Origin of the sequence: Sorangium sp. So ce1335 (assembly GCF_051521615.1) — a bacterium.
Lineage (GTDB): Bacteria > Myxococcota_A > Polyangia > Polyangiales > Polyangiaceae > Sorangium.
The window spans coordinates 4,605,926-4,618,656 of the sequence record NZ_CP150363.1; the positions used below are offsets into that span (position 1 = coordinate 4,605,926).

The 12,731-nt window shown below is 72.8% G+C and carries 10 protein-coding genes; 6 read left to right on the forward strand and 4 right to left on the reverse strand.

Annotated features, from left to right (window positions below; all coding sequences use genetic code 11):
* Window positions 1-187: 187 nt before the first annotated feature.
* From WMF24_RS16855 to WMF24_RS16865, 3 genes are read left to right on the forward strand one after another with little or no spacing between them, the layout of a single operon-like run.
* Entirely contained in the window at window positions 188-901 is a 714-nt protein-coding gene (locus WMF24_RS16855) for a sugar transferase (RefSeq protein ID WP_437737431.1), read from the forward strand.
* Window positions 902-913: 12 nt separating this feature from the next.
* Window positions 914-2,347 (forward strand): hypothetical protein, encoded by a 1,434-nt coding sequence (locus tag WMF24_RS16860; protein ID WP_437737432.1) that lies wholly within the window; start codon window positions 914-916, stop codon window positions 2,345-2,347.
* A 49-nt stretch (window positions 2,348-2,396) separates the two neighbouring features.
* Window positions 2,397-3,782, forward strand: a complete 1,386-nt coding sequence (locus WMF24_RS16865; RefSeq protein ID WP_437737433.1) for an O-antigen ligase family protein — start codon at window positions 2,397-2,399, stop codon at window positions 3,780-3,782.
* On the opposite strand, the gene WMF24_RS16870 is transcribed toward WMF24_RS16865, so the two are convergent.
* Window positions 3,740-5,050 carry a glycosyltransferase family 4 protein gene (locus tag WMF24_RS16870; protein ID WP_437737434.1) on the reverse strand — a complete coding sequence of 437 codons (1,311 nt, stop codon included), beginning with the start codon at window positions 5,048-5,050 and terminating at the stop codon, window positions 3,740-3,742. The genes WMF24_RS16865 and WMF24_RS16870 overlap by 43 nt on opposite strands.
* Before the next feature lie 183 nt (window positions 5,051-5,233).
* On the opposite strand from WMF24_RS16870, the gene WMF24_RS16875 reads away from it, so the two are divergent.
* Window positions 5,234-6,394, forward strand: coding sequence for a glycosyltransferase family 2 protein (locus WMF24_RS16875; RefSeq protein WP_437737435.1), 1,161 nt, complete (start codon window positions 5,234-5,236; stop codon window positions 6,392-6,394).
* Between the two features lie 15 nt (window positions 6,395-6,409).
* Here the strand turns inward: WMF24_RS16875 and WMF24_RS16880 are convergent, their stop codons facing one another.
* The 3 genes from WMF24_RS16880 to WMF24_RS16890 all read right to left on the reverse strand — a co-directional run bounded on the left by WMF24_RS16880 (window position 6,410) and on the right by WMF24_RS16890 (window position 10,185).
* The gene (locus WMF24_RS16880; protein ID WP_437737436.1) at window positions 6,410-7,363 is read right to left on the reverse strand and encodes a class I SAM-dependent methyltransferase; all 954 of its coding nucleotides are present in this window, start codon (window positions 7,361-7,363) and stop codon (window positions 6,410-6,412) included.
* 157 nt (window positions 7,364-7,520) lie between these two features.
* Entirely contained in the window at window positions 7,521-9,122 is a 1,602-nt protein-coding gene (locus WMF24_RS16885; protein WP_437737437.1) for a hypothetical protein, read from the reverse strand.
* Window positions 9,123-9,414: 292 nt separating this feature from the next.
* Complete coding sequence (locus WMF24_RS16890) at window positions 9,415-10,185, reverse strand: SDR family NAD(P)-dependent oxidoreductase (RefSeq protein ID WP_437737438.1); 771 nt, start codon at window positions 10,183-10,185, stop codon at window positions 9,415-9,417.
* A gap of 118 nt (window positions 10,186-10,303) precedes the next feature.
* Here WMF24_RS16890 and WMF24_RS16895 point away from each other — a divergent pair, with 118 nt between their 5' ends.
* Both WMF24_RS16895 and WMF24_RS16900 read left to right on the forward strand, forming a co-directional pair.
* On the forward strand, window positions 10,304-11,215 hold the full coding sequence (locus WMF24_RS16895; RefSeq protein ID WP_437737439.1) for a LysR family transcriptional regulator: 912 nt from the start codon (window positions 10,304-10,306) through the stop codon (window positions 11,213-11,215).
* A gap of 261 nt (window positions 11,216-11,476) precedes the next feature.
* Window positions 11,477-12,730, forward strand: a complete 1,254-nt coding sequence (locus WMF24_RS16900) for a hypothetical protein (protein WP_437737440.1) — start codon at window positions 11,477-11,479, stop codon at window positions 12,728-12,730.
* Window position 12,731: the final 1 nt, after the last annotated feature.

The window sequence follows — 12,731 nt, forward strand, 5'->3', positions numbered from 1 at the left end:
GGCGCTCGTCTCACGGAGAGAGGCGCGAATCGAGCAGCATGGCTGGACGCCGTCTCGACTTGAGATCGTCGGGCCGCCGCGCCCCGCGACGATCCCGCAAAGCGCTGCGCCGCGCTGCTTGGCGCGCTGTTTGCCACGTTACCTCGGCGAATTCGGCGCCTTTTGCCATTTCACCGGAGGACTGGCGATGACGATCGAGATGACGGCGTGGGACTTCGCGATGCCAGCCCCGAAGCGCAGAGCGCAGCGGGTCGTCGCGTGGCTGCGGCGCGCGGCGCTCCTCCTCTGCCTCCGGCTCCACGTCCAGCGGCCGCGCGTCCGCCGCGCCGTGGACATCGTGGTGGCCGTCGCCGCGCTCGTCGCCGCGCTGCCCGTGCTCGCGCTCGCGGCCGCCGCCATCAAGCTCACGAGCCGGGGGCCTGTCTTCTTCGCCCAGGAGCGCATCGGCAAGCACGGTCAGCCGTTCCAGATGTTCAAGCTGCGGACGATGCGCACCGACGCCGAGGCGGTGAAGGCCCAGCTCACCGCGGACGCGGGCGAGGACATCCGCTTCAAGATGCGCCGCGATCCGCGCGTCACCCCCGTCGGGCGGGTCTTCCGCAAGTACAGCGTCGACGAGCTCCCCCAGCTCTGGAACGTGCTCCTCGGCGACATGACGCTCGTCGGCCCGCGGCCGCCGATCCGGTCCGAGGTCGAGCGGTACAGCGCCTATGCGCTCCGGCGGCTCGAGATGCGGCCTGGCCTCACGTGCCTCTGGCAGGTGCGAGGCCGCAGCGATCTCCCGTTCGTCCGGCAGGTCGAGCTCGACATCGAGTACATCGATCGCACGACCCTGATCGACAACGTGCTCGTCCTGTCGAAGACCGTGCTCGCGGTGATCTCGGGCCGCGGCGCCTACTGACGGGGAGGGGGCATGTACGCGATCATCGCGCGCGACGCGGAGAGCCCCGACGCCGGGCTCTTCTCCATCGCCGGCCGTCCGCTCGTGTCGCGGCAGCTCCAGTGGCTCCGCGAGCTCCAGTGTCGCCGCGTCGCCGTGCAGATCGGGACCGACGCCGCCAGCATGGCGGTGGCCGCGTGGCTGTCCGAGCACGACGCGCTCGGCGCCGACGTCGCGCTCGTGCTCGCCGCGCCCCCGCTGTCGCCCCGCGGCGTCGCGCGGCGCGCCGGCTTCCCCGAGGGCGTCCCGCTGCTCGTCGTCCCCGCGACGGTCCTCGGCGGGGGCGATCTCGCGCCGATGGTCGCCGCCGCGCCCCCCCGCGGCCTGTCGATCCGGCTCGATCCGCCCGAGGCCGTCGCCGCGCGCGCCGCGCCGGGCGTCGTGCGCGTGCTCGGCCTCGACGAGGCGGGCGACGATCGCGGCGCGTCCGACCCGCGCCTCGACGAGGTCGTCGGCCCGAGCTGGGGCGCGCTCATCCGGTCCCCGGCCGACGCGCTCGCGCTGAGCGCCGCGGTGCTCTCCGGGCGCATCTCGTCGGATCCGGCCGACGGCCCGCGGGCGATCCTCGTGCACGCCGCGGAGCGCTCGCCGGGCGTGTGGGCCGGGCGCGGCGCGCTGATCTCGCAGGCCGCGGAGCTCACGCCCCCGGTCTTCGTCGGCGCGCGCGCCGTCGTGTGCTCGGGCGCGCGCGTCGGCCCCTCGGTGGTCATCGGCCGCGAGGCGGTCGTCGAGACCGGGGCCGCGCTCTCCCACGCGGTCGTGCACGACGAGACGATCGTCGGCGTCGGGGTCTCGTTCTCGCACGTGGAGCTCGCGCCGCACCGGGCCGTGCGCCTCGCCGACCGGGCGCGCCTCGACGTGCACGACGCGCTCGTGCTCGGTCACCGCGGCGGCCCGCCCGCGCCGGGGCTCCTCGCGCGCGCCCTCGCGCTCCTCCTCCTCGTGCTGCTCGCGCCGGTCGGCGCGCTGGGCTCGCTCGTCTCGTACCTGCTCGGGCGCGGCGCCGCGGCGCGCATCGACGTGCCCACGGCCTCCGCCCCGATCACGCTCGTCGAGGGCGCGACAGGCGTCGCGCCCCTCGACGCCGTCCTGCGGCTCTGGGACGTCGTGCTCGGCCGCCGGTTCCTCGTCGGCCTGTCGCCCTGGAAGGAGGGCCGGCCGGACGGCGCCTCGGACGCGCTCCTCGCCGACGCGCTCGCCGTGCCTCACGGCTTCCTCGCGATCGACGCCGGCCTCGCGCACCCCGACGCCGACGCGGAGACGAGGCTGCGCGCCCGCCTCTGGTACGCGCGCGAGAAGGGCTGGCTCGTCGACGCGGCGCTCGTGCTCCGCTGCGTCGGCTGCGCGCTCGGCCGCGGCCCCGCCGCCGCGCCGGCGCGGCGCGCGCCCGCCGTCGAGGTCCCATGATGGCCCCTCGCCGGCCGAGAGATTGACGCCTCCGGGAGCGCCAGGCCGCGTGGACGCGAAGCACATCGTCTTCCTGGCCGGGCTGCTCACGGTGGTCCCCGTCGGCGCGTGGCTCGCGTCGCGCAGACAGTGGCTGCGCGACGCGTGCGCCTTCGTCCTCACGATGGGGACGATCGACCCCGAGCTCCTGGACATCAACTTCGTCAGCCGGGCGTGGTACCGCGGCACGACGCGCGGCTTCGAGCTGTGCTGGCTCGACGTCCTCTGGATGATCCTGCTCGCGAGCGAGCCCCGCCGGCCCGGCCGCGCCGCGCCCGTCCCGGCGAGCCTCTCGCTCATGCTCCTGTTCTTCGCGTTCAACGCGCTGAACGTGGCCGCGTCGGCCCCCCAGCTCTTCGGGCTCTTCGAGCTGTCGAAGATGCTGCGGGCCATCCTGCTCTTCGTCGCGATGGCCGGGTACATCCGGGGAGATCGCGAGCTCCGCATCGTCGTCTCGGCGCTCGGCGCCGCGGCGGTCTACGAGTTCTTCGCCACCCTCCACAGCCGCGTCGTCCTCAAGCACGCGCGCGCCGACGGGACGTTCGCGCACCCGAACAGCCTGTCCATGTACAACCTCATGGTCGTCCCGCCGCTCCTCGCCGTGGCGCTCTCGGACGAGGACCGGCGCCTCCGGCGGCTGTGCGCGGCCGGCGCCCTGCTCGGCTCGCTCTCGGTCGTGTTCACGATCTCGCGCACCGGCATCGTCACCTTGCTGGCGCTGCTCCTCGGCGTCGGCGCGCTGTGCGGCTCGTTCAGGATCACCGCGCGCAAGGTCGCCGGCGCGGCGGTCGTGCTCGCGCTCGCCGGCGTGGCGGCCTACAAGACCTCGGGCGACTTCGAGCGGCGGTTCACCGAGGCGGGCGCGGAGTACGGCGGCGAGGTCTACGAGGGCCGCGGGGCGTACCTCCACCTGGCGGACCTCATCGTGCAGCACGAGCCCGGCGGCTGCGGGCTCAACAACTGGTCGTGGTGCGTCTCGAACCGCTACGGGCCCATGCTGCAGCAGTATTTCCTCCCCTACGTCGACACCGACTCGCGGCCGCCGAGGCGGCCGCTCCGCAGGGACGCCCACGTCGACGACCCGCAGGCCGCGCCCGCGCACAGCCTGTATGCGATCACCCTCGGGGAGACCGGCTGGGTGGGCGTCGCGCTGTTCGCGCTGCTCTGGCTGCGCTGGTACCACATGACCGGCAGCTTCCTCTTCCGGCGCGATCGGTCGCTCCGCTCGCGCTTCGGGGTCGGCGCCTTCTTCGGCCTGCTGGGCGCCTTCTCCCAGAGCTTCACGGAGTGGGCGTACCGCCAGACGCCGCTGCTCTTCACGCTGTACATCCTGCTCGGCGCGGCCGCGGCGCTCTACCCCGTGCGGCCCTCGGCGGCGCGCCGTCGCGCCGCGTGAGGGGCAGGGGAGCGCTGCGCCTCCTCGAGCACCTCGGCGTAGAGCGCGACGAGCCGCGCCGCGACGCGGGTCCAGCAGAAGCGGGCGCGCACGAGCGCCGCGCCCGCGGCGGCCGCCGCGCGGCGTTCGGGCTCGCTCGCGAGCACCCGGCCCATCGCCGCGGCCCACGCGCCCGTGTCGAGCGTCGGCACGGCGACCCCGCCGTCGTCGCCGAGCGCCTGCGCGAGGCCGGCGAGCGCGCTCCGGCGCGCGAAGAGGACGGGCCGCTCGGCGGCCCAGCCCTCGAGCACGGCGAGCCCGAACGTCTCGTGCGTCGAGGGCACGAGGACGAGCGAGGCGCGCGCGAGGAGGTCGGGCACGTCGGCGGGGCGCACGTTGCCGAGGAAGCGCACGCGATCGGCCACGCCGAGCGCGCGCGCCTCGCGCTCGACCGCGGCGCGGTATCCGGGGTCGGTCTCCGCGCCGGCGAGCGCGAGCCGGTGGTCCGCGGGGGCGCCGCGCGCGAACGCGGCGACGGCGAGCGCCTGGTTCTTCTGCGCCGCCATGCGCCCGACGAGCGCGACGACCGGGCCCTCGCCGAGCTCCGGCCAGCGGGCGCGCGCCCGCGCGGCGTCGCCGCCGGCGAAGCGGGCCGCGTCGACGCCGTGGTCCATGCACACGGCGCGATCGCCGTGGTGCGCCGCGAGCGCCTCGCGCTCCCGCTCGTTGAAGACGAGGATGCGCGCGGCGTCCTCGAGCACGCGCCGCGCGCCGAGGAGCAGCCCGAAGGGGCTGCCGAGGTCCCACACGCCGCGCTGCCGTCGGGCCGACTCCTCGGCGAGGATCTCCGTGTCCACCATGACCGGCCCGTGCGCCGAGATCACGTACGGCCGCCCCGTGAGCCGCATCGCCGTGCGCACGCCGCCCGCGATACGGCCGCTCGTGTGGACGTGCGCCAGCGCGAGGCCCCTGTCGCCGAGGAGCCGGAGCGGCTCGTCGATCGACACGATGTTTCCCCCGGCGGCGCGGAGCGCCCGCAGCGACGTCCTGTCGCCGACGTAGGGGCAGAAGGCGCCGAACCGACGGAGCGCGACGCCGGGCGCGAGGGCGTTGTCCGCCGCGGTCGGGCCCGCTGGCGCGTGGACCTCGACGCCCCACCCGCGCGCCGCGAGCTCCCGCGTGATGGCCGCCACGTGCGTCTCGGTCCCGCCCCACTCCGCTGGATCGTACTTGCGGAGGACGTGGGCCACGCGCGGCGCGGGCGGTGCGGCGGAGCGCCAGAGACGCATCCGTCCGAGTGTGTCGGCGCCGGCGCGCTCTCGTCAAGCGACAGCTATCCCTACCGGCCTGTTCGTGCGCGCGTGTCTTCGCGATCTGCCGTGGGATTCCCACGTGATGTCATTCGTGTTTCCGGTCATTGTCTCTCGTCGATGTCTTTGACATCTGTCCCGTTCGAGCCACGATGAGGCGCCATGCAAAGCGTGCTGGAAGGACGCGCGCCGAGCTCGCGTCCGGTGCTCGTGTCCATCGGGGTGCTCGCGTGGAACGAGGCGGACGTCATCCGCAAGACGCTCGACTCCATCCTTCGGCAGTCGATCTTCGCCGAGCTCTCCCGGCGCGGGCAGCGGTGCGAGCTCGTCTGCATCGCCAACGGCTGCACCGACGCGACGCCGCAGATCGCGGCCGAGGTCCTCGGCGCCGCGGCGCGGGAGCACCCGGCCCGTGAGGCGCTCGTCGCGCGGGCGCTCGACCTCCCTGAGCGCGGCAAGCTCAACGCATGGAACGTCTTCGTCCACGAGCGCTCCGCGCCCGAGGCCGAGCTGCTCGTCCTCCTGGACGGCGACATCGTCCTTCACGGGGAGGGGACGCTGTGGCGCCTCTGCCAGGCGCTGCTCGATCACCCCGAGGCGAGCATCTCGACGGACGAGCCGATCAAGGATATCGCGCTGAAGCCGAGGAAGTCGATCTTCGATCGCATCTCGCTCGCGACATCGGCCATGGCGCGCGGCGGAGCGCAGGTGTCGGGGCAGCTCTACTGCATCCGCGCCGCTGTCGCGCGGAACATCTGGCTCCCGCGCGGGCTCCCCGCCTGCGAGGACGGCTTCATCAAGGCGCTCGTGTGCACCGGTTTCCTGAGCCACGAGACGGACACCCGGCGGGTGATCCGCGCGCCCGGGGCCGCGCACGTCTTTGCGTCGTACGCGACGGTCCTCGACGTCCTCCGCAACCAGAAGCGGCAGATGATCGGCCAGACGGCGCTCCACGTGCTCGACGGCCACCTCCGCCGGCTCTCCCCGGCCGAGCGGGAACGGATGGCCGAGACGCTGCGGGAGATGGACCGCGCGGACCCGCTGTGGCTCAAGCGGCTGATCGGCGCGCACGTCCGGGGGACCCGCCATTTCTGGGAGCTCTTTCCGAACCTTCTCGGCTACCGCTTCCAGCGGCTGATGAAGGTGCCCGGGCCGAAGAAGGTGGCGTATGCCCCGGCGGCGCTCGCCGGGTTCCTCGTGACGCTCGTCTCGAGCGCGATGGCGTATCGCTTCCTCGTGCGGGGCAACACGGACTACTGGCCGGACACGACGAGCCCGGACCTGAACAGCATCACCGCGGAGGGCGGCGCGCTCGGGGCGTGATCCGCGCCGCGATCCTCAGCGCGCCGCCAGCATCCATGCCGGCGCCCACCAGTAGTCGTGGAGCAGCCGGCGCTCGACGCGCGCGAAGCCGGCCTCCTGCAGCAGCGCCGCCCAGTCGTCGATCGGGTGCTCGAACGTGGTGCGGGCGGCGCCGCGATCCGCGTAGCCGAAGAGCACCGGCATCAGGAAGCCCTGCGCCACGGTGTCGAGATCGGCGCCCGCGTACTCGGCCAGCCCCTCGCGGTAGCGCGCGAGCACGTGCCGCGCGATGTCCGGCGCGAGCGGCTCGTCCATGCGCGGCGCGTCGAACTCGGCGACGAGCAGCCGATCGCTGTGCGCGCGCGCCCAGCGGAGCAACGCCGGCCGCTCGGCCGGAGCGATCGCATGCAGGCAGAACGTCGCCTGCGCCACCGCCCAGCGCCGCGACGACATGCCGCGGTCCGCGGCCAGCTCCTGGAGCCGCCCGCCGAACGCCTCGAAGGCGACGCCTCGCGCCGAGAGCGCCGCGGCGCATCGGTCGAGCAGCGGCGCCGCTGGCTCCACCACCGTGACTCGCCGCACCGCCGGCGTCAGCGCGGGCAGCAACGCCCTTCCATCGCCGGCGCCGATGTCGAGCAGGTCGAACGGAGCCTCCGGGTACTGGCCGGCCAGCGCCGCGCTCGTCTCGCGGTAGAGCGGCACGTTGCCGCCGCCGCGGATGAAGGCGGCGAATCCCTCGGCGGACACATAGACGTTGCGCTTCCCCTCCCGGGCGACTCGATCGAGGTGAGCGGCGGCCGCCTGGAACAGCAGGTCCCCCGGCGAGCCCTCCGCGGCGCGGGCGGCGAAGGCAGCAGCGTCCGCATGGCGCTCCTCGGAGAACGCCAGCATCGCGAGATAGCAGAGGTCCTCCGGCGAGGGCGCCGCGACGGCGGCCGCCGCTGCGTCGAGCCCGGCGGCGCGGTAACGAGCCCAGATCGTGTCCAGCATGGTTCTCCTCTCTGCGCGGAATCGCCCGTTCGGCGCTCGAGCGGCGCTGGCGAGGGGGCGAGCGCCGGGGTCGTGAGCCGTGATGTACCACGACCCGGCGCCCGTCGACAGCCGGGCTGGTGGTGTTGCCGCGGAGGGCGGCGAGGGCCGCCCGCGCTCAGTACATCAGGTTGCCCTGGCCGAGCACGAACGTGATGCCTTCACCGAACTGGGCCCGGGCGGTCGTCAACCGATCGAGGGCGTTCCTGACGCGGTTATAGCGCTCGCTCGCCGAGCTCGCCGCGAGCCCCATGTCGATCTCGCCGCGCGCGAGGTTTATCTGGTTCAGCGCGGAGGGGTACATCGTGTTCGGGTTGCCCGGGTCGCTCATCACCTCGATCGCGTCGTCGATCTCGACCTGGGCGAGCTCCATCAGCCTCCGCTGTACGTCGGCGCGCGTGTTCGAGAACCGGTTGATGAGCACCCGCGCGGCGTCCAGCCGTTGCTTCGCGATGTCGACGTTGAAGGTGGCGTTCAGCGCGCGCAGGAAGCGAGCGATGGCGGCGGCGTCCAGCGGCACGAGGTCGAGCGGCGTCCCGAAGCGCTGCTCGAGCTCCCTCGCCGCGGGAGAGTTGTTGAAGCTGAACGACGCGTAGAACTGGACGGCGTCGTTGATGTTCCGCTGCCCCCTGGACTGGATCTGCAGGTGGTTGTGGAAGTGGGGCGCCGTGTCCGCGGCCTCGATCAGCGGCGGCGGGTTGAAGGTGCCATTGCCGAAGGCGTCGGGGGTGCCGCTGTTGAAGCTGTCGAAGTCGGGCCGCGGCAGGTCGCGCCCGCCGAAGCCGCCGTCGAAGATGCCGACGCCCTCGAAGCTGCCCAGGTTGAGCGGCGATCCGAGGCTGCGCGTGCCGGTGTCGAAGTTCCTGTTGTTGCCGGTGTCCTGGAAGTTCGCGCCGGCGTTGTGGTGGCACACGTTGCAGCGACCGCGGTTCGGGTCCATGAACGCGCGCCGGCCCTCCTCGGCCTCCGCGTCGAACATGCGGACGCGCTCCAGATCGAGCTCGTTCTTCCGGCCCAGGCTGAGCTGGAAGGCGAGGGCCACGTCCTCCTCGGCCGGCGTCGGCAGGCGGAAGTCGACGCCCTCCACGCGATCGAGGCTCCTCGTGAAGTGCTGCTTGACAGCGTCCTTCAGGAAGCCGCGAAGCGTGCCGTCGCTCGAGCCATCCCCGCCCCAGCCCGTCCGCTCCGCGGGCGGGTTGGTCGTGCCGTCCCCCGAGTCGGCCCGGATGCTGGTGCTCAGGGAGAGCACGTGGTTCACCCCGCGCGAGACGAACCGGTGCCTCGAGTCGATGAAGCCGTCGACGTTCTCGAGGATGGCCGCGTCCTCCAGCAGATCCGACGTCTCGAGCTCCGCGAGCTCCGGATTCGTCCTGAAGACGAAGAGCGGGTCCTCGGGGCTGTTCTGGTCGAGCGCCGTGACGAACTCCACGTCGATCGTCGTGCTGTTGGCCACGGGGTGGCACGTCCCGCAGGTGCGGCCGTTGCCTTCGAACGTCTCCTCGAAGAAGACGCCGGCGCCCGCGCAGACGTCCTGCGACACGAGCCCCGCCACGACGCGCGGATCCTGCGCGCACGCGGCGATCCGGTCCGCCAGGGTGACAGGTTGCGAGACGGCGTCGAGGTGATCCGGAGCGACGTCCTCCGCCTCCGCGCACCCCGCGGCGAACAGGGCCAGCACGCCCCCGCACGCCCACCATAGCCGCATGTTCAAGCGTCCCATGAATGAATACCTCCGTCGCGAGCGGCAGCTTCGGCCTCGTGACGCGCTCCCCACGGCGTGATCGCGAGCGCGGCGTCCTCCGAGAACGCGCCGCGCGCGCGACGCTGCGCCCATGGAAAGGCCCACGCGATGCCCGGAGCAACCTCAGGCGGGCGGTGGTGTAGCGGGTCGAGGATCCATGTTCAACGTCCGGGGTTCGTTCTTAACTACTATTTACAAAGCCGCCGGAGACGACACGCCCGGACCGGGCGACGCGGGCGGGGCGCTCGCGCCGTCCGGTCCGGAGCGCGCCTCAGAGGAACATCCCGCCGGACGCCTCGATGCGCTGGCCGTTGATCCACCCGCCCTCGGGCGAGAGGAGCAGCGCGACGACGCCGCCGATGTCGTCGGGGAGGCCGACCCGGCCGAGGGCGGTCTGTCCGGCGATCATCTTGTTGAGCTCGGCGTTGTCGCGCACGGCGCCGCCCCCGAAATCGGTCTCGATGGCGCCCGGCGCGAGCACGTTGACCGAGATCTTCCGCGCTCCGAGCTCCTTCGCCAGGTAGCGGGTGAGCACCTCCACGCCGCCCTTCATCGTGGCGTAGGCGGCGTACCCGGGGAAGGTGAACCGCGCGAGCCCCGACGAGACGTTGAGGATGCGCCCGCCGTCCGCGATGAGCGGGAGCAGCTTTTGCGTGAGGAAGAACGTCCCCTTCAGGTGGACGTTCATCAGCGCGTCGAACTGCTCCTCCGTCGTCTCGGCGAAGCTCGTGTGGACGCCGATGCCCGCGTTGTTCACGAGGCAATCGAGGCGATCGCGCCCGAAGCGGCTGGCGAGCTCCGCCTTCACCGCCCCGGCGAACGCGTCGAAGCTGCGGACGTCGGCGACGTCGAGCGCGAGGGCCGCCGCCTTGCCCCCCTTCTCCTCGATCTGCTTCACCACGCCCGCCGCCTCGGCCGCGGCGCCGCGGTACGTGATGAGGACGCCCACGCCGTGATCGGCGAGGTGGAGGGCCATGCTCTTTCCCAGCCCGCGGCTTCCACCGGTGATCAGGGCGACGGTGCTGCGCTTCGATGTGCTCATGGTCGGTTCCTTTCGTGGGCGACGCGGCAGCGCGCCGCTGTCTGCGATCCTGATTAGCGCGCGCTTCGCGGTTGAGAAAGACGCGGGGATCCGACACACTGTTTCGCCATCCGAAACAATGAGCGTCGACGTCGAGTCTCTCAAGATCTTCGTGAAGGTGGCCGAGCTCGGGAGCTTCACGCGCGCCGGCGAGCACCTCGGCGTGCCCAAGGCGCGCGTCTCGCTGCGGCTCAAGGCCCTCGAGGCGGAGCTCGGCAGCCGGCTCTTCCAGCGCTCGACGCGCGTCGTGCGCCTCACGCCGGACGGGGAGGCGCTCCTGCCGCGGGCGCGGCGCCTCGTGCTGGAGGCCGACGACATCGGCGCGATGTTCCAGGCGGGCAGGGCGCTGCGCGGGCGGGTGCGGATCGACCTGCCGGTGAACTTCGCGCGCAACATCCTCATCCCGCGCCTGCCCGAGCTGCTCGCGCGCCACCCCGAGCTCGAGATGGTCATCAGCACGACCGACAGGCGCGTCGAGCCGCTGCGCGAAGGGTTCGATTGCGTCCTGCGCATCGGCGCCCCGGGCGACGCGGAGCTCGTCGGCCGCAAGCTCGGCGCCCTGCGCATGGTGAACTGCGCGAGCCCGGCTTACCTGCGCAAGCACGGCACGCCCCGCCGGATCGAGGATCTCGACGACCACCTCGTCGTGCATTACTCATCGACGCTCGGCGTCGAGGCGCCGTCGTTCGAGTACCCCCACGAAGGCGGCTACCGCGAGCGGCCGATGCGCAGCGTGGTGACGGTCAACAGCGCCGACGCCTACCTCGCCGCGTGCGTGGCGGGCCTCGGCATCATCCAGGCGCCGTGGACAGGGATGCGCGACAGCCTCGCCGCGGGCGCGCTCGTCGAGGTCCTGCCCGCCTTCCCCTGCGCGCCCATGCCCGTCTCGCTCCTCCACACGCACGGCCGGAGCGCGCCGCGCCGCGTCCGCGCGGTGATGAGCTGGATCGCCGAGGTGCTCTCTCCGCACCTCGACGCCGACAACGGCTGATCGCGCGGCGACGGGCCGCCGCCGGTCAGGCCGCGCTCCCCGGCGGGCCACACGATCGTGCACCACGGGCCAGGCCAACCCGTCCTCGAGGTACACCCCACGTGGCGGGCTCTTCCGGTCGATGCGCGCGCCGGACCGCCGCAACCCCGCTTCGTTCCGTTGCCAGTCGCTGACCCTTCACGTTTGACCCTCGTCGAACGCTCTCCGTGCTATAGACCCCGTGTTTTTCGCCCAACTCAGCACAACCGCTCAGGGTATCTCATGAAATTCTATCAAGAACGGTTCGGGCTCGTGGCGTCAGCGTGCGTCGTGGCCAGTCTCCTTGCTCGCGGCGCTTCTGCGCAGTCGGCGCCCTCCGTGGCGACCACGTACGTCGACGCGCCCGCGACCGATCCGGGGCGCGTGGAGGGATGGTCGCCGGGGCTGCTCCTCGGCGGCACGTTCAACCTGGCCGATAATCGCAGCGTCGTCGGGCAGGCAGACGGGACGGGCGTATCCGCGGGCTTCATCCTGGAGGGCTCCCTCGACTTCAACAAGGCCGCTCACGAGCTCCGCATGACGCTCGCGGCTGGCGCTGGCGTGACGCGCACGCCGGCCCTGGATGCCTGGGTCAAGACGCGCGACGCGCTCGCCTTCGAGGCCATTTACCTCTACCACGTCGTGCCCTGGTTCGGGCCGTTCGGTCGCTTTGCGCTCGATACGCAGATGTTCCCTGGCACCGACGCGCGCTCGGCGCCGACGACCTACGCGATCACGCGCGAGGAGGGGACGACAGAGGCGATCACGGGGACGCGCCTTCACCTCAGCGATCCATTCCAGCCCGTGACGCTCAAGCAGTCGCTCGGCGTCTTCGTCCAGCCTGTCAATCGGGAGTCCGTCCTCGTCGAGGCGCGCGCCGGCGCTGGCGCGCAGGAGGTGATCGCGTCGGGCGTGCTCGCCCTGGGGGACGACGACGGGACGCCCGAGGTCGAGGTGGGCGAGCTCTCGAGCTATGGCCAGCTCGGCGCCGAGGCTGTCATCGAGGCCTCGGGCGCGCTCCGTGACAAGCAGATCGCGTACAGGGCGGGCATCTCCGCCCTCTTGCCGATCGTGTATTCGGATCTGGAGGCAGGCGATGATCGTGGCGCGCTGGACCTCATGAACGTCGACATCGTCGGGGGGCTCTCCGTCAAGCTCGTGGAGTGGGCGTCCCTCGATTACCAGCTCCATGTCGTGCGCCAGCCGCAGCTCATCGACGCCTGGCAGGTGCAGAACAACATCCTGCTCACGCTCTCCTATGCCGTGGGCTCGAAGGTGCCAGCGCCGCCGCCCTGCGTTCCCTGCACCCCGGCGCCGGCCAAGGCGGAGCCCGCGCCGGCCCCGGCGCCCGCGCCGGCCCCGGAGCCCGCGCCCGCGCCCGCGCCCGCGCCCGCACCGGACGCGGCGCCTGCGCCGACGCCTGCGCCCGCACCGGACGCGGCGCCTGCGCCGACGCCAGCGCCCGCACCGGACGCGGCGCCTGCGCCGATGCAATGAT